The organism is Candidatus Zixiibacteriota bacterium (genome assembly GCA_022865345.1).
In the GTDB taxonomy this organism is placed as follows: Bacteria; Zixibacteria; MSB-5A5; order MSB-5A5; family RBG-16-43-9; genus RBG-16-43-9.
Genome location: JALHSU010000275.1, coordinates 1 through 21,949, shown reverse-complemented (window position 1 = coordinate 21,949; position 21,949 = coordinate 1). Strand labels below are relative to the sequence as shown.

The following is a 21,949-nucleotide window of genomic DNA, read 5'->3' as shown; positions in this document are numbered from 1 at the left end:
TGCTTTCGGTTTTGACCAGAAGCAATATTTTCTCAGGCATAACGGTTCTTTTTGTGGGAATTACCTTTTTCATTGTTTTCTTCTTCCGGGATCCGGAAAGAAAGATTCCTCAGGGAGAAGGCGTAATCCTTTCTCCTGCGGATGGGAAGGTTGTGGAGATTGCACCTTTTTCTGAGAATGGTTTTTTAAATTCAGGCGGCACCAAGGTTTCGATTTTTTTGTCTTTGTGGGACGTGCATATAAACAGAAATCCGATAAGCGGGGTGGTCAAGTATTCGAAGTATACTTCCGGCAGCTTTAATGCGGCGTTTAAAGAAAAAGCCTCCTCTGAAAATGAACAAAACGAGCTGGGGCTGGAAAATGACCGGGTTAAACTTATCCTGAAACAGATTGCCGGGACTATTGCCCGCAGGATTGTCTGCCGAATAAAAGAAGGAGACCAGGTTAAAATCGGAGAGAGGTTCGGGATGATAAAGTTCGGCTCCAGGGCTGAGCTTTTTCTGACGGAAAAGGTTAAAATTTCAGTGAAGTTAAATCAAAAGGTCAAAGCCGGGGAAACGATAATCGGGACTTACGACGTGTGCCATCCCTGGCCAGAGAGCGGGACGTTTGGTTAAAGCTGTAGTTGCTCGATTTATCGAGCAGAGATACCCCTCCCTCGATGGGAGGGGATAGGGAACTAAGCCCAATGAATTGGGCAACTACATGAGAAGATTTGGATGAGAAACTTTAGCTGGTTGTTGGTCTAAGACCAACAACCTGGCCTGAACCCGCCCTGTTGGTCTGGAGACCAACAGGGAGCAAAGAAATTGTAGTTGCTCGATTTATCGAGCAGAAATATCCCTCTCTTGATGGGAGGGGTAGGGGAGGGTGACCCCTCTCCCGCAAGCCGATAAAAGTATTACGGTCCTACGGAGGCTTCGCTCCTCGTAGAGGGGAGAGGGAACTAAGTCCAATGAATTGGGCAACTACACCAGAAGACTTAGATGAGAAACTCTGGCTGGTTGCTGGTCTCCTGACCAACAACCTGTTCCGGACCTGCTCTATTGGTCTGGAGACCAACAGAGAGCCAAAGGGTTTTAGATGAGAAACTTTAAAGGGATTTTTCCGGGCGTCTTCAGTATGGGGAATATGCTCTGCGGGTTTTTATCCATCCTGCAGAGCTTCGAGGGCGAAGCCACCCATGCGGCCTGGCTCATAGTCCTGGCTGGTTTTTTTGATGCCTTAGACGGTAAGATCGCCCGCGTTTCCAGGAGCGCATCCAGGTTCGGAATCGAGCTGGATTCTTTTGCAGACTTCGTCTCCTTTGGAATAGCACCGGCAGTCATCTTTTATTCCTTCAGGCTTTTCATCCTCGGAACCTGGGGCTGGCTGATCGGGTTTGTTTTCATAATCTGCGGAGCTTTCAGATTAGCCCGTTTTAATATTCAGGCCAAGTTAGAGGATAAACCGTATTTTATCGGTCTGCCCATACCGGCAGCAGCTATAACCCTTTGCGGATATACGCTTTTCTCCTACGAGCTCTGGGGAGAGCTTAGGTATCCCGAAGTCTTAGTCACCCTGATCATAGTCTTCTCCGCGCTTATGGTCTCCGGCATAGAATATTTTGCCCTGCCCAGATTTTCCTTGAATTCCAGGAAAAATATGATTAAACTTATATTGATCCTGGGAGCTTTGATTGCGGTACTGATAAGACCAAAATTAGTTATCTTTCCCATAGGGATTATCTATGTGCTCTCCGGAATTGGAAGGGAAATTTATTATATAGTGCATGTCGAGCCAAAGATAGATGATAACCTTTTGAGGCGCAGAGAGGAAAAGTTCAAAATAGATAAGACAGATTTATCCTGAAAAATAAGGTCAATAAAAAGAGAAGAATATGAGCAAAGAAAAAAAATCATACCGAGCCACAGTTTACGTAAGATTAAAGGAAGGTGTCTTAGACCCTCAGGGCACCACCATAAAAAGGGCTTTGGGAGATATGGGGTATAAGGGAATTGAGGAGATAAGAAGCGGAAAATTCTTTGAGATAAGCTTCCTCTCGAATAGCAAAAAAGAAGCCCTGAAATTGGTCGACGAGATCTCGGATAAGCTCTTAGCCAATCCGGTCATAGAGGATTTTAAGGTGGAGATCTAAGATGAAATTCGGAGTGATCATCTTTCCCGGTTCCAATTGCGACTATGATGCTTATCAGATTATAAAAACTATAATGCAAGAGGAGGTGGAGTTCCTCTGGCATCAGGATAAAGACCTGAATGGTTGTGATTGCGTGATCCTGCCAGGTGGCTTTTCCTACGGGGACTATCTCCGCACCGGAGCGATTGCCCGGTTTGCCCCGATTATGCAGGAGATATTCAACTTTGCGGAAAAAGGAGGGCTGGTTATTGGGATCTGCAACGGTTTTCAAATCCTCTTAGAGGCGGGCCTTCTGCCAGGAGCAATGCTTAGAAATTCATCTTTAAGGTTCGTGTGTAAGTGGGTTCATATAAGGGTCGAACAGGAGAACACCCCTTTTACCAACGACTGTCAAAGATCTCAGGTTCTGAAGATACCTGTAGCTCATACTGATGGTAATTATTTTATCCCAGAGGAAGGACTAAAGAAATTAAAAGAGAACAACCAGATAGTCTTTCACTACTGCAGTCCCCAGGGGAAAATCGACCCTGAATATAGCCCAAACGGGGCACTGGAGAATATCGCGGGCATCTGCAACCTGAAAAGGAATGTCTTAGGAATGATGCCTCACCCGGAAAGAGCCGGGGAGATGATTTTAGGCTCAGAAGATGGGAAACATATTTTCAGTTCCATTGTAAATTTCGTAAAAGGGAAGGTAAATTGAAGAAATCTGAGATAACTTCAATCGTGATTGCATTGCTTTTAGCCGCAGTCATCGGCGGGCTGATCGGCAGCTTGATAGGCTCCTTCATCCCTGAGGGCGCAGTCAAGATTCTTTTCGATAAAAGTATTGACATAGGTTTCAAAGCCATCTCTTTTGATTTCTATTCTATATCTTTGACTTTCGGGCTGATGGTTAAGATAAATTTTGTCTCAATTTTGATGGTTATCCTGGTAATAATCTATTTCAGATGGTGGTACTTATAATAAAAGGTTATAGGTGGTAGGTAGTAGGTAATAGATAATAGATAATAGGAAAGAGAAAATGGGAGTTTTTTCGGAAAAAGATATAAAAAAGATTTCTGCCTGTCTTGAGCCTGAATCTGTCTGTCAGGAAAAAGATCACCACCGGTTGAAAATCGCTAACCCCAAAGGGAAGAGAAGCGTAATTTTAGAGCTTTACCCGGAGGTGACCCTGGGGAAAACCAAAGGTCCTTTGGTTGTGGTTTATACCTCCAACTGCCATTTGCAACTTCATAATGTCTCCGGTTATGTGATCAGCGAGGAATTGGGAGAGGTAACTTTTGTGGGGGAGGATGTAGGTAAAATCTCGGGGCTGGTGGTGGAAAAAGACGCTGGCTGTGCCTTCTACGCTAATGTGAAAAGGGAGCTTATATCAGGAGATTTCACCAGATTGGGAGTGGAGGTGATGCTCTCCGGCGTTGCGCTCTCTTTGGCTGAGGAGGTTTTAGAGAAGAAAAAGGAATCTTGAATCGGTAGCACAGACATTCCTGTCTGTGCATCATTGTCAGAGAGCGACGCCTGTCCTACGGAGGCGTAGCCACAAGAATATCTGACCTATCATGTTTTAGGTAGCGGAAACCTTTAGGTTTCCATTCTTTTTATGTAAAAATGGAAGGCTGAAGTCTCAAGACCTTGAGGCCTTCCGCTACAAATAACGTCCGGGATAAACCCGGACGCTACAAAATACTTAAGATATTTTTGTCAAGCAATCTTTCTGATATGCTTAACCTACAGGACCGTTTTACCTCTTGTAGTATCTCTTCACCAGCTTTCCTGTCCACTCAAGAATATTTGCTTTGCTCAGACGTTTTATAACTTGCGGAATAGCTTTTGGCACACCTTGCGGCTCCAGATATTTTTTTCTCATCTGGTCCAGACCGAAAATGACTGAGCCGGGAGTTCCATCAGAAACGACCTCTTTTACGTTCCTCCCAATTGCAGATGCCAGCTGTTGCTCTTCTTCTGCAGATAGCTTTCTCAGTTCGGTTTTATTGCTCTGACACTGAAAGAGCAGGTTGACCATCTCCTTTTGTCCCAGAACCTGGCCCGATTCTTTACCGCTTCTACAAGTGGTGATAATTTTGAGTTCTTTGGATTTTTTTCTCAGAGTGTTAATCAACTCGTCCAAATTAAACTTGCCTGAATATTTTTCCAAATCGTCTAAAAATAGAACTATACTTTTTTTGAAGAATGGAAACTTGAGATGCTGGATTTCCATTTTCTCATAAGCCGGCTTCAAGAGATACAGGTCTTTTAACTTCTTAGTTGATTCATAAGCCGCTCTCGTTTTACCGCTATTAGGCATGCCGGTGATAAAGGTAACGTTCTTGTCTTTCAGGCATTTTTCAATTTCCCTGTCGCTTTCCCTGAAGATGTAGAACGGGTAGTAGGTGTAGATTCCAAAGTCGGAGGGTTCCAAATTGCTTACCGGCTTATAGACTTGAAAATTTCTCTTAAAATCCTTTACCCTTTGCCAATGCCAATTGATGAAATACAGGAGAATTACCAGCAGTACAAGGAAAGCCAAACCCATAAAAATCTCTGTGCGGAAGGTCAAACTATAAGCTGGAAAATAGGGATGGGATATAAGATAATTTAAAATGAAGCCCAGTATAAGAATTACTATGGAGGGAAGAAGTTGCCTGGACAGCCAACTTATAAAAGTCTTCATTTATTCCCCTTTATCATTCAGGAATCTTTTGGGAATTTTAATCTTTTTTGCAGGGTTAGTCAAGACATTTTAAGCAGTTTGCCAGGCAATCTTTTGGATAGGCTTGACCTACAGGACTACGTTGATAAAAGGAATATGGCTTATGTAGAGACGCTTGGCGATGCGTCTCTACATAAAATAAAACCGTTTTGAGGGTAAGGCGGATTACCGAAACAATGTAGCGGAAACCTTGAGGTTTCCATTCTTTATTATATAAAAATTGGAAGGCTGAAGCCTTCCGCTACAAATGAAATAATGTCCGGGATAAACTACGAGAAACTGATCCGTAGACCGGACGCAACTAAATATAAATAAAAAAGCCCCCTTTACGGGGGCTTTTTTCCGAAGGGCAAATCAGGTTGTGGTTGGGGAAGGGATTAGATACTTCTTTGCCTGAAAAACACAGCCGAAACCAACGAAAAGAGCTAAAAGATAGAATATCCAGTGGAAATAGGGAATTAAGAACAGGATATATAGAATTATAAGTCCCACCAGCAAAGACCAGACCGGGGCTGGAATGCCATTGGTTTTGAAAAGCTGTAGGACCCTTTCACCCAGGGCATACCCAACAAAAATCTTGGCAATATAGAAAAGAACCAGATAAGCAAATAGAACAATTATCGATATGGGGATACCGATAACTGTGAAAAGCAAGATGACGATGGCAATCGGTATGCAGATCACAAAAACAAATCCTAAACCCAGATTTTTCAGGAAATCTTTAAACACCGATTCTTTAGCTGCCTTGATCTCTTTTTTGGCTATAAACAGCATGAAAAGCCCGGTCAAAAAGGAGGCACAGAAGAACAAGAACTTCCAGAAGAGCTTACCCATGGTCAATCCTGCTTTCTTCTTAGGGGTGATCTTGATCCACTTGGTTTCTCCGGTTATCTGGGCACCTTTTTCGATCTTGGCTTCCTTTTTGCTTTTATAATGTAAGTTTCCATTTATCTTAGCATCCGGCATTATACTTATCTCATCCGCTTTTATATCCACATTTCCGTTTATAATCCCGGATATGACCACAGAACCAACGCCTCCCCTTAAACCCTTGTCAATTTTACCGGAAATCTTCAACTCTCCGCAGAAGGCGATAACATCTCCGCCAACCTCAGAGCCTCCCTTGAGATTGATTGTCTGGGCAAACCCCAGGAAATTTCTTTTGAGCTTGCCATTAAAGCTGATGTTCTGGGCAGCGCCCCAGAAGCTGCCTCCTAACTCTCCGGAGATATCCAGGTCCCGGGCAGCAGACATTAGGTTCCCTCCGACCATACCCTTGCTGGTAAGGGTCTGGCTGGCAGAAACAAAGTCGCCATCCACTTTGCCGGAGAATTTGATGTTATTCCCGGAAACAAAATAGTCATCCTGGATCAGGGTCGACTCCGGGATGACTATATTTTCACCACCTTTCAACTCGATTGCCTGGATCAACTGAGGTAAAAGAATTGAAAAGAGGAGTAAAAAGAGAACTGAAAGCGTCAGGAATTTGAGCATTTTTCCTCCTTTTTTAACTCTATCTAATGTTTACGAGTAAAAATTCCTTTGGTTTCAAAAAGTTTTTTATTAATATATATGATTGATTTTCCAAAGGTCAATTGTTTTTTTATTCAAGGGAGTTTAAGAGATGGAAGAAGAAAAAAAAGACAAATCAGAAGTTTGTTTTCCTGAATACCCAAAAGCTTTTATCCTGGGACGTTTAATATTGCTGGTTGTTATCTTTGGTTCTGGGGTTTATATCTTCTATCAGCTTAAGACAGAGTTGTCGTTTATCTATGTCTTTTACAGTCTTTTAGCTCTTAGTTTAGTCCTCCCCTTATCCAGATGCGTTTTTTGCTCCTATCATGGCAAGCTCTGCAATGTGGGCTGGGGCAAGGTTGCCGGTTATCTTTTCCCCAAAAGGTCTGAGGACAACTTTACCTCAGGATATGATTATATGTTGTTTATCTATCCAATATGGCTCTTTCCTTTATTAGGAAGCCTGGTGCAACTGGCAAGATTCAGAAGTCTGTTCTGGCTGGTTTTTTCCCTGGGGTATATTTTAATATTAATTCTGGAGAAAGCTTACTTGAAAAACTCAGGGTGCAGGTTTTGCTCTCAAAGAAAGAGCTGTCCTGGTATACCATTTAATTCAAAAGATATGACCTAAAAAGGTGCAATGAACGAGTCTGCTTCTGTTCTTTTTTCCTGGCTGGCAGATATTTTAAATCTCTTCTTTTTACGGTTTTTTCCCAGGGGGATACCCTGAGATTGGATGATAAAAAACCGTTCTTTTCTCAAACAACAAATCATAGGAAAGATTATATTCATATGCCGATACTCCTTGTGGCTGAAGCTCTTAAAGGGTTTTTTCTGAAAAACTAATCCCGAAGTGAATATCAGATTTCTGCATTATGCCGATAAAAAAAGTAAACTCTGACACTTAAGAGATAGTCTAAAAAGCCGTCTAATGAATAATTATCCTTTTCAAAGAACTAACTGGGAGACCTATTTAGGGGCAAATAACCTTTTCTTTTTTGCCAGGAGTCTGCTTTTTCTGGGACTCTGTATCTGGCTTTCGTTTATCCCGGTCTCCCCTGGACACACTCCTCTTTATAACTGGGGTTTGCTGGTAATTTACCTTTTACAGCTTTTTGGACTTTACTTTTATGTCAGCAAGCTTAAACCTACCACTACCCAATTCTATAACTTCACCTCTCTTTTTGACCTGGTTTTTATAACGCTTCTGGTTTTGTACACTGGAGGCATAACCAGTGATTTCTATCTGCTGTACTACCTTTCGATTTCCTTAGGCGCATACCACTTAGGATTCAGCTCCGGGCTTTTCCTGGCCTTTTTAGCCAGCCTTTTTTATCTGGGCAGTAATATTCCTCATCTAAAAGAGATTTTCCTGGGAGATCTAATGATAAGGATCTCTTTGCTCTGGGTTTTTGCCGCAGGGGTGGGGAAGCTTTCCACTTTTTTGAAAACCTCAGAGGCAAAGCTGATGCAGGTGTTTGATACTTTAAACCAGAGGACCTCTGAGTTGGAGAAATCCCAGGTTCAGATAGAAACGGTCTATGAAGCCAGCCGTTCACTGGGGGAGATCTACAAATTCGAGCAGGTGGTGGACGAGATTTTGGAAATAGCCCATAAGGTATTGAGGTATCAACATTTTTCCATTTTGCTTTTGGATAAAGAAAAAGAGGTTTTTCTCCTTAAAGGAAAAATAGAATGCGACCAGAAGCTCAAACATTCAGACCCTCCTCATATTCCCCTTACCGGGATAACCGGCTCGGTGTTAAAAGATAACAAAGGGGTCAGGATCTACGAGGTTAAGGATGATCCTCGATACATACCGGGGCTGGAAGGTGCTCACTCTGAAATGGCAGTGCCGATGATTTCCCAGGGGAAGATAATTGGAGTTTTGAATGCCGAGTCCAAAAAGGTGGGAGCTTTTTCAGAGCAGGATCAGAAAATCTTCTCCATATTGGCCAGCTCTGCCGCTATGGCATTGGAGAACGCCAGCCTGCACCAGAAGATGGAGGAGCTTACCGTTATCGATGAGCTTACCGGGATTTATAACTATCGCTACTTTGTGGGGAAGTTAGATAATGAATTCAAGAGGGCCAGAAGGTATCATCAAAGTCTGTCCCTGTTGATGATTGACATCGACTGGTTTAAAAGGTATAATGATACTTATGGACACCTTTTCGGCAACCTGATCCTGAGAGATTTAGCCAAAACGATTAAAGTGTGCATCAGAGACGTGGACATCCTTGTCCGCTACGGCGGTGAGGAGTTTGTGGTGATACTGCCACAAACCGATAAAGAGGATGCCCGGCAAATAGGTGAGAGGATTCGCTCCAAAGTTGAACAGACCCAGTTCGAGGATGAAAAGAGAAGGCTTAAGGTCAAATTGACCGTAAGCTTGGGTGTTGCCACTTTTCCGGAAAACGGAACTGATCAGGAGGAGCTGATTAAGAATGTGGACCAGGCTTTATATTTAGCCAAATGGAAAGGCAAAAATTTAATCTGCACTCTATAAGGGAAAAATTGGACTACCCAAAGCTTGGTCAACTCTTTTCCCTGGGATATCAGGGATCAGAGCCCTCAGTTGAGTTCCTGAATCTGATCCAGAAGTATCAAATAGGGGGAGTGATACTTTTTTCGGCAAATATTAAAACCAAAGAACAGCTCAAAGAAAGTATAGAATTACTGCAAGGAAAGGCAGAAATCCCTCTGTTTGTGATGATAGATCAGGAAGGGGGTAGAATTAACCGGATAACAGAAAACTTTCCGGTTTTCCAGTCGAATCTTTTTTATGGAGAAAACAGGGATAAAAAGGGGGTTTTCAAAGCTTATTCCCAGACTGCGAGGGAGTTAAAAAAACTGGGTATAAACGTAAATTTAGCTCCAGTAGTAGATGTGCTCACTAATCCTTCTAATCAAGTGATAGGTGACAGGTCATTTGGGTCTGATCCTGCGCTGGTGGCAGAACTTGGTAAGATTGCAATTCAGGCGATAGGAGAAGAGGGGGTCTTTGCCTGTGCCAAGCACTTTCCAGGGATTGGTGATATAACAGAAGATCCGCACAGCAATTTACCTTTCAATCACAACTCCGGAGAGAGGTTCGAGAAGATAGATTTTCTTCCTTTTAAAGCGGCTATTTCCCATGAAGTAGATTTCATAATGAGTACGCATGTTATCTCGACTGAGCTTGATTCTGAATTTCCAGCCACCTTGTCGAAAAAAATCTGCTCCGATATTTTAAGAAAAGGACTGAATTTTAAAGGAGTTCTGATCAGCGATGATATGCAGATGAAAGGGATGAGGAATAACTTTACCTTAGAAGATGCCTGCTATCAAGCCTTTGAATCCGGGCACGATATGATTTTGATTTCTGAGAATTTAGAAGAACAAACTAAAGTGATAGAGCATTTCGAGAAGAAGATAAAAAATAAGGATTTGAATCTTTCCCGATTCTCCGAGACTAGAGGCAGGATTTTGGCTTTAAAAGAAAAAATTTGTAGTTGAGGTTAAGTTGAACCTTAAAAAGCTTTTAAGAAAAAAAAGGTTAAAAGTCTTAGGACTTATGTCCGGCACCTCTGCTAACGGGATAGATGCCTGTATAGCTGAAATCGAAAGAAAGAAGGCCGGAATCAGAATAAGACAAATCGGGTTCAGGACCTTTGAGTTCCCATCTTCTTTGCAAAAGAAAATCCTGAAATTGTCTGACCCGGGTTATCAAAATATCGACCAGGTAATCAGGCTGGACTTTCTTTTAGGAGAGTATTTTGCGGGTGCGGCTAAAAAGATGGCTCAAGGTTGCGGTCTGGATATAAAAGATATAGACCTTATCGGCTCACACGGCCAAACAGTAAGGCATCTTCCTCAGCTTAAGAAAATGGATGGCTACCTTATCAGGGGAACTCTGCAGATCGGGGAACCCCACATAATCTCAAGCAGAACTGGAGTCATCACAGTGGCTGATTTCAGAAGAAAAGATATCGCAGAAGGAGGTGAAGGTGCACCTTTGACTCCTTTAGCCCATTTTTACCTTTTCAATAAAAAAGAAAAAATTCAGGGAGTCTTAAATATAGGAGGAATAGCCAATCTTACTTTCCTCCCCAGAGGAAAGAGAATAGAAAAAGTCTGGGGGATGGATACCGGTCCCGGGAACATGCCGATAGATAATCTGATGAGGAAGTTCTTCAAAAAAAACTATGATAAAGACGGGGAGACTGCATTTAGGGGTAAAATCATCGAGCCTGTTTTAGACCATTATCAGAAGAAAATTCTTTTCCTGCTGAAGAAGAGAAAGAGCACAGGCAGAGAAGATTTCGATGAAAAGTTTACTGAAGATTTCGTCAGAAAAACTTTAGAATATACCAGCAAGCCTGAGGATATGATAAGGACAGCGAGTGAGCTGACGGGAAGATCAGTTTATCAGGCTTACGAAAACTTTTTTAGATCTGGTGAGCAATTAGAGGAGCTTATCCTATGTGGGGGCGGAGCTTTTAACCGATATATATTTAAAAGACTTGAAAAGCTTTTCCATCCGGCTAAGGTGTATGTTTCAGATGAACGGGGTTACAATCATAGCTCAGTTGAATCTCTCTCTTTTGCAATCTTTGCCTTTCTTACCTACTTACAGCTGTCAGGAGATAGTTCACCCTTTACGGATATATGCCAGTCAGCGATCTCGGGGAAGATGTGCCTGCCTTAACAAATAGCCGACTTAAAATACTGGTAATCAGGCTGGCATTAGTTCTTGTTTCGATTTTTATATATAACTGCGCCCAGATGCCTCTTTACCGGGAGGAGGTCCATTATCATAGACTTAAATACCCAATTGTAAGGGTCAAGCTTTTGGAAACCAAAGAGAAGCTACAAGTTTCTCCGGATGGCTCATTTGTCATCAAATGCTATACTCGGAAAGATAAGCAGAAAGACTCGGAATATTTCTCTTCCACCCGGATCTGGTTAAAGTCAAATCAGGCTGGGATAGCCCTGGGTGCAAATGAGAATGACGAGCTGGAAAAAAACCTTCAAAAAGCAGTCATTGAGCCCAGGGGTAAAAATCAATGGTTTTACCTGAACGGCAAAAGATACAGGGGCATACTGGAGGTTAACTACTCACCCCAAGACACTGCCGCTTTAGCTTTGAATTTAGTCTACATAGAAGACTATTTAAAAGGAGTTCTCCCGGCGGAAATCGGTAACTGGAGTGAAAAGGAATTAGAGGCTTTAAAGGCTCAGGCGATAGCGGCAAGGACTTATGCCCTTAACTCTTTAGGAAGCTCTAAAGAAGAAGGATACAACTTAGAATCCACTGTAGCTGATCAAGTCTATGCCGGTGCAGATTATGAGGACCAAATAGCTAATCTGGCAATTAAAAAGACTCAGGGTATGGTTTTAAGCTATGATGGCAGATTCATAAAAGCACATTACCATGCTAATTGCGGTGGCTGGACCGAGAGCATAGAAGAGATCTGGAATAAACCTCCGGAGCCATATTTATTTTCTCTGGGAGATGACGATTTCTGCTCCTGGGCTAAGAACGCCTCCTGGCAGGAAAGCTGGTCAAAAGAGGAGTTAGAAGAGATTGTCTCCACATATTTAAAAGCTTACCAGGAAGTGCCCCAGGGGGGGATCGGGAAAATCTTAGATCTTCAGGTTCAGAAAAGGTCTCCTTCGGGCAGGGTCTCTGTGTTGGAATTAAAGACTGATAAAAAGGTCTTCAGATTAGAAAAAGATAATATCAGATGGGTTTTGAGGAGAGAAAAACCTCCACATCCCATTCTTCCCAGCACCTTTTTCGATATCGAACTGATGAGAAATCCATCTGGTGAACTGGAAAAAATCATATTCAGAGGCTCTGGTAATGGACACGGAGTTGGAATGTGCCAGACCGGAGCTCTGGGAAGAGCTCGCGCTGGGCATACTTATAAAGCCATATTGTCTTATTATTACAGGGGAGCAAAAGTAGTAAAGATTTACTGAACCGGGCTTCTTTTTTTCAAAAATATAAAAAAAACACTTGACAATCAGAGATGAGTTTCTTTAAATTCTTGAAACTTTAAATGTTATAAGCAGGACTACATAAAGAAAAAGGAATTTTAACTCAAGATAACTGAGGGGGTGATACCCAAGAGAAAAACAAGTTTTTGAAACGGGGCAGATTTTGAATTCATAACCTTAAAAAGGAGGTCGGAAAGTGAAGAAACTAACCTTGTTACTTGGGGTAATAGTGTTAGTTCTTACTTTGAGCGTTGTTTCATACCCCATTGAGATGAAGGGTATGGTTGGGGTGGGGGTACACGGTGGACTTTGGAAACCGGTCCTGACTGATCACTCAGACATCTGGACAGTGGGGTTCGACGGCGGAGTTACCGTGAAGTACGGTATTCTTAAGAACCTGGCAATTGGCGTGAGCGGATCCTATCTTTACACCTGGGAGGCAAAACTGGACACAGAGTCCAAGCTGAAAGATGGAGCCAAATTCACTTTCACTAAAGCTGATAGTGCTTGGACTTACCAGCACATACTGGCCGAGGCAGCTGTTTACTACTACTTTTTGCCAGAGAAGAAATTCACTCCTTACATTTTTGGAGGTGGTGGAGTCTCGATTTGGAAAGTAAAGGATAATAACGGGGATCCGGTGTTTTTCTTCCCAGACACGTCGGGCGGCCTGGCAGAGTCGGTTGAGGTAAAGGACCAGGAGATCACCGCATTAGTGGGAGCAGGTATCGAGTATTATCCTTCGCCGCAGGTGGGCATTAATATCGGCGCCAAATTCCATTATCTGACTCGTTTATTAACCAGCTTCAAAGATGAAAAAGACGTGGTGGGAACAGAAGCGGGCCAATTGGACCTTCCCAAAGGGATTTTGGAGGCGTTCGTCGGAGTCAACTACTATTTTGGAAAGCCTAAGGATTCGGACAAAGATGGTGTGCCGGATAAGACTGACCAGTGCCCGGATACTCCTATCGGCTGTATAGTGGATGACAAAGGCTGCCCAATGGATGCAGACAACGATGGAATCTGTGATGGCTTAGACAAATGCCCAAGCACACCTAAGGGGTGTAAGGTTGACGCAACTGGTTGTCCGATGGATTCAGATGGTGATGGAGTTTGCGATGGTGTGGATAAATGTGCAGATACACCTAAAGGGGTGAAGGTGGATGCAGCAGGCTGTCCGCTAGATGCAGATGCAGATGGAGTGCCGGATTATAAGGATAAGTGTGCAGACACTCCTAAAGTTTGCAAAGTAGATGCTAATGGTTGCCCATTAGATTCAGACAAAGATGGAGTTTGCGATGGTCAGGATAAATGTGCGGATACTCCAGCCGGCAAAAAAGTTGATGCTACTGGCTGTCCAATCTCTGAGTTCATACCCGAGCCAGAGAAACCGGTGATTCTACACGGTGTCAACTTTGAATTCAACAAATCTCTGCTGACTTCCGGATCTAAGACCATCTTAGACCAGGTAGCATCTAGTTTGATAGATCGGCCGGATGTTAAGGTAGAAATCGCCGGACACACTGATTCCAAGGGTTCGGATGCCTACAACCTTAAGCTCTCTAATGCACGAGCCGATGCAGTGATGCAATACTTGATCAGTAAGGGAGTTAAGGCTGATAACCTGACTGCTAAGGGTTACGGGGAGACCCAACCCATCGCGGACAACAAGACCGATGAGGGCCGTGCTGAAAACCGAAGAGTAGAGCTGAGGCGAATGCAGTAAATCGGCAGAGTAAAAATTGTTCAGAAGTAGTGGCCAACATGTATAAAGAGGAGAAGGGCATCCAGCAGATGCCCTTCTTTTTTCAACAACTTCTATTAAGATTTTTTGGAATGAAAAAAGTTAAAACAATACTTTTTTTACAAATCAACGAAGGAGGTGATATCTAAACGGAAATAATTAATCATTCTTTAAAGTTGTTTAGAATTCAAAACTTTGAAAAGGAGGTCAGAAAGTGAAGAAACTAACCTTGTTACTTGGGGTAATAGCGTTAGTTCTTACCTTGAGCGTTGTTTCATACCCCATTGAGATGAAGGGGATGGTCGGATTGGGTGCTCAGGGAGGGTTGTGGAAACCGGTTTTGACTGATCATTCGGATATCTGGATAGTAGGACCTCAGGGTGGGGTTACCCTGAAATATGGCGTTCTGAAGAACTTAGCCATAGGCATAACTGGATCCTATCTTTACACCTGGCAGGCAAAGCTGGAAGGCAGTAAACTGAATGATGGAGCTGGATTTACTTTCGCTAAAGCAGATAGCGCTATGACTTATCAGCACACAATGATTGAAGCAGCAGCGTACTACTACTTTATGCCGGAAAAGAAGTTCACTCCATTTGTCTTTGGAGGCGGTGGCGTCTCCATCTGGAAGGTAAAAGATTTTAATGGCAATCAGGCGTGGTTTAAACCTGACCCGCCTATGCCGGGGAAAGCAGATTCAGTAGAGTGGAAAGACCAGGAGATAACTGCTTTGATCGGAGCAGGTGTCGAATATTATCCTGTGCCTACCTTAGGCCTTAGCATTGGTGGTAAGGTCCATTATTTGACCAGACTTCTGACCAGCTTCAAAGATGATAAGGAGGTAGTCGGAACAGGGGTCGGCGAATTGGATTTGCCCAGAGCTATTCCAGAAGCGTTCATCGGGATCACCTATTATCCGAAATGTAAGGATTCAGATAAAGACGGCGTCTGCGATAAAAATGACCAGTGTCCGGATACTCCTTTAGGCTGCGTAGTGGATAAGGTCGGGTGTCCCCTGGATTCGGATGGTGATGGAGTCTACGACGGTCTGGATAAATGTGCGAACACTCCTAAAGGATGTAAGGTGGATGCCAACGGTTGTCCGATCGACTCGGACGGCGACGGAGTCTGCGATGGTCTGGACAAGTGTCCTAACACTCCCAAGGACTGCAAGATCGACAACGAAGGCTGTCCCGTAGATTCTGATGGAGACGGCGTGCCCGATTGTCTGGACAAATGCCCGAACACTCCTAAGGATTGCAAGGTGGATAAAGACGGCTGTCCCATAGATTCGGATGGCGATGGGGTCTGCGACGGTCTGGATAAATGCCCCGATACCCCCAAGGGTGTTAAGGTGGATGCTTCTGGTTGTCCGCTGGTGAAGCCAATCGAGCAGAAGATAACCCTTCACATATTGTACAAGTTGGGCAGCGCGGAGATCGATGAAGCCAATAAGGCTATCCTGGATGACCTTGCCACAAGACTGCAGACTTATAAGGATGTAAAGCTGGATATAGGCGGCTATACGGATGCCACGGGAACTGCTACAGCCAACAAGAAGCTCTCTCAGAAAAGAGCCGAGAAGGTGATGGAATACTTAATCTCCAAGGGAGTGGAAAAGGAAAGACTGACCGCTATGGGATACGGTGCTACCAACTTCATAGCTGATAACAAGACCGACGAAGGAAGACAGGAGAACCGCAGAGTGGAGATAGTGCAGAAGTAATCCCCTCTAAGGGATCTATTTTTGTAGGGGTGTCCGCCTTTGCGAGACGCCCCTATTTTTTTATTTTTTCTTGGATTTTTCCCAGAGATAATCCAGCTCCTTCAGGCTGGTTTTCTTCAGGGATTTCTTATTTCTGGACAACTCTTTTTCTATATAATTGAATCTCCGGATGAATTTTTCCACTGTCCTTCCAAGGGCTATTTCTGGATTTATCTTCAGGTGCCGGCAAAGATTTACCAGGGTGAAGAAGATATCGCCTAACTCCTCCTCAACTCTTTTTTTGCTTTTAGATGAGTAAGCTTTTTGAAATTCTTTAAGCTCTTCCTTTAATTTTGGAAAGACATCTTCTTTTCTCTGCCAATCGAAACCATATCTGCCCACTTTTTCTCCCACCCGAAAGGCTTTAAGCAGAGCAGGTAAACTTCTCGGTATCCCGGATAAGACCGATTTACTGGCTGAGGTTGCCAGTTTTATGTGTTCCCAGTTTTTTAACACCTGGTCAGGAGAGAGCTTTTTTCTTTTTTTGAAGACATGGGGATGTCTTTGAATGAGTTTGGCGCTCAGACCATCAACCACCTCATAGATATCGAACTTCTTTTCCCCTCTGGAGATCTCCGCGTGAAAGATTATCTGCAGAAGCAGGTCCCCCAGTTCCTCTTTAAGTCTCGAATCATCCTTTTTCTCCACTGAGTCCAGGACCTCGTAAGCCTCCTCGATCAGATAAGGAAGAAGCGACCTGTGGGTCTGGGCTCTATCCCAGGGACACCCTTTTTCAGAACGGAGTTTCTTCATTAGATTGACTAACCGACTGAAATTTTCAGAATCGTTTTTCATGGCTCCTTTTTTATAGATCATGACTCAATCTGCATTTTTGAACAATTAAATAAAAGAAACCGCATAAAGCTATAAGATTCTTTTTTTTAACAGATATAAAAAAGAGAAACTAATTGACATCCCTTTTTGGAATTTTCCATTTTTCTTGACATATTTAAAAAGTGCCACTATATTCCTTGAGATCATTCAGATTAAAGGAGGTGAAAAATAAACAAAATCAGGCAATTTAACCTAAAGACCTTTTTAAGGAGGGAAAAATGAAAAAGGCAGTCTATGGTTTGATGATCTTTTTGCTGATAGTCGGTTTTGTTGGGTGCAAGAAGGAAAACAAGCAAGAAAATTCACAGACTGGAATTGGGGAGAGCGAAGCCATGGCGGATACCACCAAATCTAAATCAGCAGTTGATACCACTGAAAAAATAGTAAGGGAGAAAAACCCGATCTTGGTCATTGAGACGGGTTTCGGCAACATTGAGCTGGAGCTGTTCTGGAAGGAAACTCCCAAGACCGCTCTGAATTTCTTGAGACTGGCTCATAAAGGTTTCTATGACGGCCTTACCTTTCACCGGATAGTTCCCAATTTCGTCATTCAGGGAGGCGACCCGGAGGGAACAGGTGGTGGCGGACCCGGGTATACAATACCTTTTGAGAAAGCAGACACCAAACATCTGAGGGGTTCAGTCGGAATGGCACGTGCTCAAGAGCTGAATTCCGGAGGAAGTCAATTCTACATCTGTTTAAAAAACCTTCCGAGCTTAGATGGCAAATATGTTGTTTTTGGGAAAGTCATCAAAGGCATGGACGCAGTGGACAAAATCGCTGCGGTTAAAACCGGACCAAATGATTCCCCCCTGGAAAAAGTAGTGATGAAGAAAGTCTACGAGCTGAAAACCGGAGCCAAAAAATAGAAGAATGTCTTATCCAGCATAAAAACATTGAAAAATCAGATCAGGGAGGTCATCTTGACCTCCCTGATTTCTTTATGCTCCAATCCTCTTGACTTGCAAGAAGAATGAGGATATATTTTCCAAAAAGTCTCGCTTAAATAATCTGGTCTTACCTCAAAGGATAGAGGGGAAAAATGGCAGAGTCAAAAGTTAATGAGAATAAACAAGGGGGAAAAGCTCTATGGAGTTAGATGCTCAAAAGTCGGAGATTGGAGAGCTGGAGAAGAAAATTCATGAGGCTGGACTGCCTTTACAGGTCGAAAGGAAAGCCTTAATCGAGAAAGAGAGGTTGAGATTGATTTCTCCTGCCTCTGGCGAATACAGTTTGATACTTGACTATATTGAATGGTTGCTTTCACTTCCCTGGAGCCAGAGTTGTGCTGAGGAAATCGACGTGGAAAAACTGGAGAAGGTCCTGGACAGAGAATTTTTTGGGCAGAAAAAGATGAAGGAGCGAATCTACGAATATTTCTCCATTCACCAGCTAAAAAAAGACATCAAAGGTTCGATCTTATGTTTTGTCGGACCTCCTGGAACCGGAAAAACTGCATTAGCCCAATCAATAGCCTCAGCCCTGGACCGGAAATTCGTACGGCTTAGCATAGCAGGTTTTTCAACCAGTCAGCAGATCAAAGGAGAAAGGTTCGGTTTCTCTACCGGTTCTCCCGGCATTATAATAAAAAATCTGAGAGAAGCTGGCTGCAATAATCCTTTATTCCTGATCGAAGGAGTGGACAGGTTAGGAGACGGAACGCCAAAAGGAGAAGTTATCTCTGCTCTTTTAGAGGTTTTAGATCCGGAGCATAACTCCAGCTTCATAGATAACTATCTGGGGCTTACCTTTGATTTATCCCCGGTCTTCGTTATTGCCACAGCCCAGAATATGGACGAGATCCCTGATGTGCTGATGGAGATTTTTGAAATAATTGAGTTCACCGGATTCATAGAAGAGGAGAAGTTACAGATTGCCAGAAGATATCTTGTCCCCACCCAGATCAAAAGGCATGGGTTGACTGAGGGGGAGGTAAAGATAACGGATGAGGCGATAAAGAAAATCATACGGGAATATACGATTGAGGAAGGTTTGAGAGAACTGCAAAAGGAGATAGAAACCATCTGCCGAAAATGTGCCAGGCTAAAAGCCTCAGGCAGTGGAAATTTCTGGAGGGTCTCAGCAGAAAACTTGACAGACTACCTGGGCACTCCGCTTTACATCCCGGAAATAGCCGAGAAAAAACCAGAGGTCGGAGTAGCCTGTGGATTGGCCTGGACAGCCTCTGGTGGCGACATAATGCTGATCGAAGGTCTAAGGATGAGAGGGAGCGGCCAGATATTCTCCACCGGGCAGTTAGGGGGAATCATCCGGGAATCTATCCAGACTTCGCACAGTTACGTGCGTTCCCAGGCCCAGCTTCTGGGGATTAACTATCAGGATTTCACCAATTATGACATTCATATCCATTTCCCTTCAGAGGCAATTCCTAAGGATGGTCCTTCTGCCGGGATGACCATTTGTCTGGTAATCGCCTCGGTGATGAGCGATAAACCGATCCGGAACGATTTAGCCATGAGCGGGGAGGTTTCCTTGCGGGGAAATATCCTTCCAGTCGGAGGAATCAAGGAAAAGCTTTCGGCGGCAAGAAGAGTGGGAATAAAAAAGATAATTTTACCCAAAGCCAACCAGAGAAATCTCCCGGATTTGCCGGAAGAGTTAGTCGGTGACCTTGAGTTCATCTGGGTGGAAAGGATGGAGGAGGTTTTTGAAAAAGCTTTGGTCGGATTTGGAAAACAGAAGAAGATCTTCGAGGTCATAAAAAGAGAAGTCGAAAAAGCCGGCAGGAAAAAGAAAAAAAGAAGGAAATCTTAACGGAGGCAAAATGAACGAGATGGAGAAAATCTTTGCGGAGTCCAAATCAATTGCAGTGGTAGGGCTTTCTTCTAACCCTGCCCGTCCCAGCTATTCGGTGGCAAGATATCTGCAATCCCAGGGTTACAAAATTATCCCGGTAAACCCGAATGAAAAGGAGATTTTGGGCGAGAGATGTTATCCAGATTTAGTATCCATACCACAGACAGTCGATTGTGTGGACATCTTCAGAAGGTCAGAGGAGGTGACTCCGATCGTTGAACAGGCTATCAAAATCAAAGCAAAGGTGGTCTGGATGCAGGAGGGGATCGTGAATGAAGATGCGGCTAAAAAAGCTAATGATGCCGGATTGACAGTGGTTATGGACAGATGTATGTATAAAGAGCACTGCAAATGTAAGCCGAATCTTTAAAAAAAGTTCAAAGGCTCAAAGGTTCAAAGGATCAAGGGAAGATAAAAGAAAATAAAACAGCCAGAAGGGAAGATAATCCGTGAGAGAGGAGCTTGTCTCCGCCCGCATCTTTTAAAGGAGGAAGAGTGCAGATAAAATTCGATTATACAGTTAAGACCGATAAGAGCTTTGAACAAGCTGCTGTGGATATCCGCAAAGCAGTTGAAGCCAAAGGGTGGACGGTTTTGCAGGTCTATGATATGAAGGAGATGCTGGCAGTAAAAGGGTTTGAGCTTTCTAATTTAAAATTGTTTGAGATCTGCAACGCCAAACAGGCTTACCAGTTTCTCAAAGAAGATAGCCTTATCAGCCTGTGTATGCCCTGTCGAATAAGCCTGTACGAAAAAAATGGAGAGGTTTTCATCAGCGGTATGAGACCGGTAATGATTGGAGAGTTTTTCCCGGATTTAGACTTGGGAGAACTCCCATTGAAGGTAGATGAGGATTTAAGGGGGATTGTGGATAAGGCAAAATAAAAATTGGGTTGTCAACCACCCTACGGGATGGTTAACCTACAGAATTCTATGTCAAAGGACGGAGCCTGGCTTTGACACAGGAATGTCTGACCTCCCAGGGGAAGAATTATAGGGCAGACACATAGATCTGCTCCTACCTTTCTAAAAGTGATGTCGGGAGTTACCTGCCGACAAAACCATCAGGCGACAGAAGAAAACTTCTGATGCAACTGTTGATGTAAGACCATAAGAAAAAATCATAGATAATTTCAGAGGAGTGATAAAAGATGAAAATCTTTCAGGTTGATGCATTTACCAATAAGCCTTTTTCAGGAAACCCGGCTGGAGTTTGCATATTGGAAGAACCAGCAGATGAAAGCTGGATGCAAAATGTGGCAACTGAGATGAACTTATCCGAAACAGCCTTCCTATTTCGAAAAGAGGATGGTTTTAATCTGCGGTGGTTTACTCCTAAAATGGAGGTTGATCTATGCGGACACGCTACTTTAGCCAGCGCCCATATCCTTTATACCGAGGGGCATCTTAAACCAGGGCAAAAGGCAGATTTTCATACAAAAAGCGGGCTTCTGAAAGCAGAGCTCAAAAACGGATGGATAGAGCTTGATTTCCCCCGGCTGGTTGAGGAATCCGTACAAGCTCCGAAAGACCTTTCCAGGGGTTTAGGAGCTAAACCGCTTTACGTAGGCAAGTGCGGGTTTATGTATCTGGCAGAGCTGCAGTCAGAGGAGGTGGTACGAACCCTGAAACCCGATTTTTCCATTCTGGGAAAGCAGGAAATCGGGAGCGTCATTGTTACCAGCCGGGCAAGCACAAAAGGATATGATTTCGTTTCCAGATTTTTTGCGCCAATAGTGGGGATAGATGAAGACCCCGTGACGGGTTCAGCACATTGCTGTCTGGGACCATACTGGAGTAAGAAACTTGGCAAAAACGAACTCGTTGCCTACCAGGCTTCAACTCGGGCAGGGATTGTAAAGGTTAGAGTGGCAAAAGATCGGGTATATCTGGAGGGAAAGGCAGTGACAGTTTTAGAGGGTGAACTTTTACACTGATTTATTCATCGCTATTTAGGGAAATAGGTTTAAGAAATGTAGGGGCACGGCACGCCGTGCCCCTACTTCTTGCTAAAACCATTAACTAAACCTCTTGATTTTTACTTTTTTTTTCAATATGTTTTCAAAGATAGAACTTAAGGGGCGATTGAGCAGTATCTATGTTTAAAAAGATGAGTAAAATCTGTTCTCTCATAGCTATTCTTTTTCTTTTGTCAGGGAGTATGATTCAGGCTAAACCCCAGCAAAAACCTGAGGAACCGATTGAGCTACTGAATGCGGATTATTCTGAACTCAGGATGGAAAAAGAAAACGTAATCCTGAATCTTAATGGGAATGTCCATTTAAGACACGGGCAGGCGGATCTTTATTCTGACCGGGCTGTCTGGTACCGTTCTGTCGGGCTTTTGGTCTTTATCGGAAACGTAAAAGTTGAAGACCCGGATCAGTCCATAAAAGCCGAAAGGGTTACTTATTACCAAAGAACCAGGAAGATAGTGGC

General features: G+C 43.5%; 22 protein-coding genes and 2 pseudogenes. 21 read left to right on the top strand and 3 right to left on the bottom strand.

Annotated features, from left to right (window positions below; genetic code table 11):
* The 6 genes from MUP17_13160 to MUP17_13135 all read left to right on the top strand — a co-directional run.
* Positions 1–617, top strand: a 617-nt coding sequence (locus MUP17_13160) for a phosphatidylserine decarboxylase family protein (GenBank protein ID MCJ7459916.1), incomplete at its 5' end; no start/stop codon positions are given.
* A 466-nt stretch (positions 618–1,083) separates the two neighbouring features.
* Complete coding sequence (pssA, locus tag MUP17_13155; GenBank protein ID MCJ7459915.1) at positions 1,084–1,851, top strand: CDP-diacylglycerol--serine O-phosphatidyltransferase; 768 nt, start codon at positions 1,084–1,086, stop codon at positions 1,849–1,851.
* Positions 1,852–1,879: 28 nt separating this feature from the next.
* On the top strand, positions 1,880–2,137 hold the full coding sequence (gene purS, locus MUP17_13150) for a phosphoribosylformylglycinamidine synthase subunit PurS (GenBank protein MCJ7459914.1): 258 nt from the start codon (positions 1,880–1,882) through the stop codon (positions 2,135–2,137).
* 1 nt (position 2,138) lies between these two features.
* Positions 2,139–2,840: a phosphoribosylformylglycinamidine synthase subunit PurQ gene (gene purQ / locus MUP17_13145; GenBank protein ID MCJ7459913.1), complete on the top strand. Its 702-nt coding sequence runs from the start codon at positions 2,139–2,141 to the stop codon at positions 2,838–2,840.
* A complete protein-coding gene (locus MUP17_13140) occupies positions 2,837–3,103 on the top strand; it encodes a DUF4321 domain-containing protein (GenBank protein MCJ7459912.1) in 267 nt (88 codons plus the stop codon). The genes purQ and MUP17_13140 overlap by 4 nt, the downstream gene beginning before the upstream one ends.
* 58 nt (positions 3,104–3,161) lie before the next feature.
* Complete coding sequence (locus MUP17_13135; GenBank protein ID MCJ7459911.1) at positions 3,162–3,608, top strand: hypothetical protein; 447 nt, start codon at positions 3,162–3,164, stop codon at positions 3,606–3,608.
* Between the two features lie 273 nt (positions 3,609–3,881).
* Here MUP17_13135 and MUP17_13130 read toward each other — a convergent pair whose 3' ends face one another.
* Both MUP17_13130 and MUP17_13125 read right to left on the bottom strand, forming a co-directional pair.
* The gene (locus tag MUP17_13130; protein ID MCJ7459910.1) at positions 3,882–4,811 is read right to left on the bottom strand and encodes a hypothetical protein; all 930 of its coding nucleotides are present in this window, start codon (positions 4,809–4,811) and stop codon (positions 3,882–3,884) included.
* Between the two features lie 393 nt (positions 4,812–5,204).
* Positions 5,205–6,344, bottom strand: a complete 1,140-nt coding sequence (locus MUP17_13125) for a polymer-forming cytoskeletal protein (GenBank protein ID MCJ7459909.1) — start codon at positions 6,342–6,344, stop codon at positions 5,205–5,207.
* Between the two features lie 130 nt (positions 6,345–6,474).
* Here MUP17_13125 and MUP17_13120 point away from each other — a divergent pair, with 130 nt between their 5' ends.
* The 9 genes and pseudogenes from MUP17_13120 to MUP17_13080 all read left to right on the top strand — a co-directional run bounded on the left by MUP17_13120 (position 6,475) and on the right by MUP17_13080 (position 15,820).
* Positions 6,475–6,996 carry a hypothetical protein gene (locus tag MUP17_13120; protein MCJ7459908.1) on the top strand — a complete coding sequence of 174 codons (522 nt, stop codon included), beginning with the start codon at positions 6,475–6,477 and terminating at the stop codon, positions 6,994–6,996.
* Between the two features lie 300 nt (positions 6,997–7,296).
* Entirely contained in the window at positions 7,297–8,874 is a 1,578-nt protein-coding gene (locus tag MUP17_13115) for a sensor domain-containing diguanylate cyclase (protein MCJ7459907.1), read from the top strand.
* Positions 8,875–8,882: 8 nt separating this feature from the next.
* On the top strand, positions 8,883–9,863 hold the full coding sequence (gene nagZ, locus MUP17_13110; protein MCJ7459906.1) for a beta-N-acetylhexosaminidase: 981 nt from the start codon (positions 8,883–8,885) through the stop codon (positions 9,861–9,863).
* 7 nt (positions 9,864–9,870) lie between these two features.
* Positions 9,871–11,055 carry an anhydro-N-acetylmuramic acid kinase gene (locus MUP17_13105; GenBank protein ID MCJ7459905.1) on the top strand — a complete coding sequence of 395 codons (1,185 nt, stop codon included), beginning with the start codon at positions 9,871–9,873 and terminating at the stop codon, positions 11,053–11,055.
* On the top strand, positions 11,043–12,332 hold the full coding sequence (locus MUP17_13100; GenBank protein MCJ7459904.1) for a SpoIID/LytB domain-containing protein: 1,290 nt from the start codon (positions 11,043–11,045) through the stop codon (positions 12,330–12,332). The genes MUP17_13105 and MUP17_13100 overlap by 13 nt, the downstream gene beginning before the upstream one ends.
* A 298-nt stretch (positions 12,333–12,630) precedes the next feature.
* Positions 12,631–13,077: pseudogene (locus tag MUP17_13095) on the top strand (hypothetical protein).
* A gap of 366 nt (positions 13,078–13,443) precedes the next feature.
* Positions 13,444–13,554: pseudogene (locus MUP17_13090) on the top strand (OmpA family protein).
* Entirely contained in the window at positions 13,552–14,076 is a 525-nt protein-coding gene (locus MUP17_13085; protein MCJ7459903.1) for an OmpA family protein, read from the top strand. Before MUP17_13090 ends, MUP17_13085 begins: the two are co-directional and overlap by 3 nt.
* A gap of 232 nt (positions 14,077–14,308) precedes the next feature.
* Entirely contained in the window at positions 14,309–15,820 is a 1,512-nt protein-coding gene (locus MUP17_13080; protein ID MCJ7459902.1) for an OmpA family protein, read from the top strand.
* A 60-nt stretch (positions 15,821–15,880) separates the two neighbouring features.
* Here the strand turns inward: MUP17_13080 and mazG are convergent, their stop codons facing one another.
* Positions 15,881–16,675: a nucleoside triphosphate pyrophosphohydrolase gene (gene mazG / locus MUP17_13075; GenBank protein ID MCJ7459901.1), complete on the bottom strand. Its 795-nt coding sequence runs from the start codon at positions 16,673–16,675 to the stop codon at positions 15,881–15,883.
* Positions 16,676–16,911: 236 nt separating this feature from the next.
* On the opposite strand from mazG, the gene MUP17_13070 reads away from it, so the two are divergent.
* The 6 genes from MUP17_13070 to MUP17_13045 all read left to right on the top strand — a co-directional run.
* Entirely contained in the window at positions 16,912–17,562 is a 651-nt protein-coding gene (locus MUP17_13070) for a peptidylprolyl isomerase (GenBank protein ID MCJ7459900.1), read from the top strand.
* Between the two features lie 220 nt (positions 17,563–17,782).
* A complete protein-coding gene (lon, locus tag MUP17_13065; protein MCJ7459899.1) occupies positions 17,783–19,468 on the top strand; it encodes an endopeptidase La in 1,686 nt (561 codons plus the stop codon).
* Positions 19,469–19,478: 10 nt separating this feature from the next.
* Positions 19,479–19,880: a CoA-binding protein gene (locus MUP17_13060; GenBank protein ID MCJ7459898.1), complete on the top strand. Its 402-nt coding sequence runs from the start codon at positions 19,479–19,481 to the stop codon at positions 19,878–19,880.
* A gap of 125 nt (positions 19,881–20,005) precedes the next feature.
* Positions 20,006–20,395 carry a DUF302 domain-containing protein gene (locus tag MUP17_13055; protein MCJ7459897.1) on the top strand — a complete coding sequence of 130 codons (390 nt, stop codon included), beginning with the start codon at positions 20,006–20,008 and terminating at the stop codon, positions 20,393–20,395.
* A gap of 266 nt (positions 20,396–20,661) precedes the next feature.
* Positions 20,662–21,447, top strand: coding sequence for a PhzF family phenazine biosynthesis protein (locus MUP17_13050; GenBank protein MCJ7459896.1), 786 nt, complete (start codon positions 20,662–20,664; stop codon positions 21,445–21,447).
* Between the two features lie 161 nt (positions 21,448–21,608).
* Positions 21,609–21,949 (top strand): hypothetical protein (locus MUP17_13045; GenBank protein MCJ7459895.1); only part of this gene is annotated, 341 nt, incomplete at its 3' end.